The organism is Bradyrhizobium sp. SHOUNA76 (assembly GCF_023006445.1).
Taxonomy (GTDB): Bacteria; Pseudomonadota; Alphaproteobacteria; order Rhizobiales; family Xanthobacteraceae; genus Bradyrhizobium.
Window position 1 is genome coordinate 1 of the sequence record NZ_JALBHA010000573.1, and the last position, 3,787, is coordinate 3,787.

Here is a 3,787-nt window from a genome sequence, read left to right on the forward strand (position 1 = left end):
CGCGGATTTCCTCGGCTGCCGCGGTGATGCGCTCGAGACCGACGAAGGAGCGCTCGACTTCAGTATAAAGCGCCATCGCCGCGGCGGTCGGCACGAGGCCGGTGCCGCGTCGCTCGAACAGCTCCATCTTCAGCAGCGCCTGGAAGTCGCGCAGCAAGCGGCTGACCGCGGGCTGCGTCACCACCATCAGCTTCGCCGCCTCGGTGACGCTGCCGGTGAGCATCGTCGCGCGGAAAGCCTCCACCTGCCGCGAATTGATCCGCGCCATCTCGAATTCCATTCATAACATTTAGGCATACAGAGGTTGCCATTATTCATTGGACGATGGAAGTATAGGTTGCGATCTTTTTCATCAGAGCTGGAGCCAGCCCGCTTTTTCGGCAGATTGGAGGGGGTCAAACCTCCAAATCGCGTCAAAACCCGCCGAGCAGGGGCCGGAGCCCTGGTCGGAAAGGATTAACGCGGAAGGAAATGCGGAAGGCGCCCCAGTCGGAGATTTGTCGGTACGTCACCTCATTCCGGTATGGAGATCGGTCCCCATGAAGACTTTTCGCCTTTTGACCGCGGTCAGCATCGCAGCGCTCATCGCCGTCCCGTCAGTCGCCTCGGCCCAGCAAAAGACGCTCTATGTCGCCGGCTATGGCGGCTCGTTCGAGAAGACGATCCGCGACGAGGTGATCCCGGCCTTCGAGAAGGAGAACGGCGTCAAGGTCGAATACGTCGCCGGCAACTCCACCGACACGCTGGCCAAGCTTCAGGCGCAGAAGGGCAATCAGCAGATCGACGTCGCCATCGTCGATGACGGCCCGATGTATCAGGCGATCCAGCTCGGATTCTGCGGCAAGCTCGAAGGTCTCCCCACGGATCTCTACGACACCGCGCGCTTCAAGGACGATCGCGCGGTTGCGATCGGCATCGTCGCGACCGGCCTGATGTACAACACCAAGGTGTTCAAGGAGAAAGGCTGGGCGCCGCCGACGTCGTGGAACGACCTGAAGGACACGAAGTACGCCAAGCAGCTCGTGATCCCGCCGATCAACAACACGTACGGTCTCGAAGCGCTGGTGATGCTGTCGAAGATGAACGGCGGCGGCGAGACCAATGTCGATTCCGGCTTCAAGATCTTCAAGGAAGAGGTCAATCCGAACGTGCTCGCCTATGAGCCGTCGCCGGGCAAGATGACCGAGCTGTTCCAATCCGGTCAGGCCGTGATCGCGGTGTGGGGCACCGGCCGCGTGCAGAGCTTTGCCAATACCGGCTTTCCCGTCGACTTCGTCTATCCCAAGGAAGGCGCCGCGACGCTGCTGACGACGGCGTGCCCAATCAACAAGCCGAACGCCTCGCCGCTGGCGGCGAGCTTCGTCAAGATGCTGCTCGATCCAAAGGTCCAGCTCGTGATGCTGAAGGATTACGGCTACGGCCCGGTGCTGAAATCGCTGGTGATCCCGCCGGAGCTCGGCAAGATGGCGCCGATCGGCGAGCGCGCGGCGAAGCTCTATAATCCGGACTGGACCATCATCAACGAGAAGCGCGAGGAGTGGACCAAGCGCTGGAATCGTGAGGTCGAGCGCTGATCTGATCGTCGCTAGCGGAGACAGCGCATGGCCTATCTCGAGCTCGATCGGGTCGCAAAGCAGTTCGGCGCGCAGACTGTGGTCGACGACTTCAGTCTGTCGGTGGGGAAGGGGGAGTTCATCTCCTTCCTCGGCCCGTCCGGCTGCGGCAAGACCACGACGTTGCAGATGATCGCGGGCTTCCTTGATCCCACGCGCGGCGCGATCCGCCTCGAGGGCAAGGATCTGACCGCGATCCATCCCGCCAAGCGCGGGCTCGGCATCGTGTTCCAGAGCTACGCGCTGTTTCCGCACATGACCGCGGCGGAGAACGTCGCCTTCGGTCTGGAAATGCGCAATGTGTCGCGCAACGAGCGGGCCGAGCGCGTGCGTGCCGCGCTCGCGATGGTCGGGCTCGCCGGCTACGAGGACCGCCATCCGCGCCGCATGTCCGGCGGACAACAGCAGCGCGTGGCGCTGGCGCGCGCGCTGGTGATCAAGCCGAGCGTGCTGCTGCTCGACGAGCCGCTGTCGAACCTCGATGCAAAACTGCGCGAGGAGATGCAGATCGAGCTGCGCCAGATCCAGCGCACCATCGGCACCACCACGATCCTGGTCACCCACGATCAGAACGAGGCGATGTCGCTGTCGGACCGCATCGTGGTGATGAGCCAGGGCCGCATCGAGCAGATCGGTTCGCCGCAGGACACTTATGAGAAGCCGGCCTCGGCCTTCGTCTCGCAGTTCCTCGGCAAGACCAACGATTTTGCCGGGGCGATCGACCGGAGCGTCGCGCCGGCGCAATTGATGGCGGGTTCCTGGAGCGTGCCCGCGCCCGCTGGCCTCAACGGTCCCGTGACCGTCAGCATCCGCCCCGAGCGCATCGGCTTTGGCGATGCGGGCCTCGGCGCGAAAATCGTCACGCGCATCTTCCAGGGCAACCACTGGCTATTCCAGTGCGAGAGCGAATGCGGCCCGGCGATCGTGATCCGGCAGAACGACGGCACAGCGCAGCCGATCGAGGGCGCGGCGGTTCGTCTCACCTGGCGGCCCGAGGACATGAGCGTGCGTGCGAGGCCGGCCACATGAGCGCCGCGACCGAGGAACGTAACGCCCGTGCGCCATGGGCGCTGACGGCGCCCGCCCTGTTGCTGTTCGTGGGCGTGCTGCTGATCCCGCTGGCGATGACCGTGATGCTGTCGTTCCACGATTGGGGCCAGTACAAGGGCATCGAGCCGGTCTTCATCCTCAAGAACTGGCACGAGATCGCGACCGATCCCTATTACGCGGAAATGTTCTGGCGGACGTTTCGAATCGCGATCCTGACCACGCTGCTCACCGCGCTGCTCGGCGCGCCCGAAGCCTACATCCTCAACCGCATGAGCGGCCGCTGGAAGAGCTTCTTCCTGCTGATCATTCTCGGGCCGCTCTTGATCTCCGTGGTGGCGCGGACGCTCGGCTGGGCGCTGCTGTTCGGCGGCAACAACGGGCTCGTCAACAAGCTCTTGATGTCGCTCGGGGTGATCCGATCCCCCATTCCCTTCATGTTCACCGAAACCGGCATGGTCGTCGCGCTCGCGCATGTGATGATGCCGTTCATGGTGCTCTCGGTGTGGGCGGCGCTGCAGCGCCTGGATCCGCAGATCGAGAATGCCGCGATGTCGCTCGGTGCCGGTCCCGCCACCATCATTCGCCGCATCATCATGCCGCAGATCATGCCGGGCGTGCTGTCTGGCGCGATCATCGTGTTCTCGCTCTCGGCCAGCGCCTTTGCGACGCCGGCGATCATCGGCGGCCGCCGGCTCAAGGTCGCGGCGACGCTCGCCTATGACGAATTCCTCAACACGCTGAACTGGCCGCTCGGCGCGGCCGTAGCGACGCTGCTGCTGGTCGCACTGGTGCTGATTGTCGTCGGCAGCAACGCGCTGATCGAGCGCCGCTATGCGGAGGTGTTCCGATGAGACGGAACAGTCCGCTGGCGTTGATCTTCCACGCCATCTTCGTCATCGTCATGGTGGCGCCGATCCTGGTGGTCTGCCTCGTCGCCTTCACGCCAGAGGGTTTTCTGTCGCTGCCGACCAACGGCTTCTCGCTGCGCTGGTTCAGGACCATCGCCAACTATCCTGAATTCATCCACGCCTTCTGGGTCAGCCTCGGGCTCGGCGCGCTGTCGTCCTTGGTGGCGCTGCTGTTCGCGGTGCCGGCGGCGCTGGCGATCGCGCGCCATCGTTTCC

At 63.9% G+C, this 3,787-nt stretch carries 5 protein-coding genes; 4 read left to right on the plus strand and 1 reads right to left on the minus strand.

All coding sequences use genetic code 11. The features are described 5' to 3' along the window. On the minus strand, nucleotides 1–268 hold a 268-nt coding region (locus MOV74_RS33495), incomplete at its 3' end, for a LysR family transcriptional regulator (protein WP_246931264.1). A 271-nt stretch (nucleotides 269–539) separates the two neighbouring features. Here MOV74_RS33495 and MOV74_RS33500 point away from each other — a divergent pair. The 4 genes from MOV74_RS33500 to MOV74_RS33515 all read left to right on the plus strand — a co-directional run. Continuing rightward, nucleotides 540–1,574 (plus strand): ABC transporter substrate-binding protein, encoded by a 1,035-nt coding sequence (locus MOV74_RS33500; protein WP_246931265.1) that lies wholly within the window; start codon nucleotides 540–542, stop codon nucleotides 1,572–1,574. A 27-nt stretch (nucleotides 1,575–1,601) separates the two neighbouring features. After that, complete coding sequence (locus MOV74_RS33505) at nucleotides 1,602–2,642, plus strand: ABC transporter ATP-binding protein (RefSeq protein WP_246931266.1); 1,041 nt, start codon at nucleotides 1,602–1,604, stop codon at nucleotides 2,640–2,642. Beyond that, entirely contained in the window at nucleotides 2,639–3,514 is an 876-nt protein-coding gene (locus MOV74_RS33510) for an ABC transporter permease (RefSeq protein ID WP_246931267.1), read from the plus strand. Before MOV74_RS33505 ends, MOV74_RS33510 begins: the two co-directional genes overlap by 4 nt. Further along, nucleotides 3,511–3,787 (plus strand): ABC transporter permease (locus MOV74_RS33515; protein ID WP_404979215.1); only part of this gene is annotated, 277 nt, incomplete at its 3' end. The genes MOV74_RS33510 and MOV74_RS33515, both read left to right, overlap by 4 nt.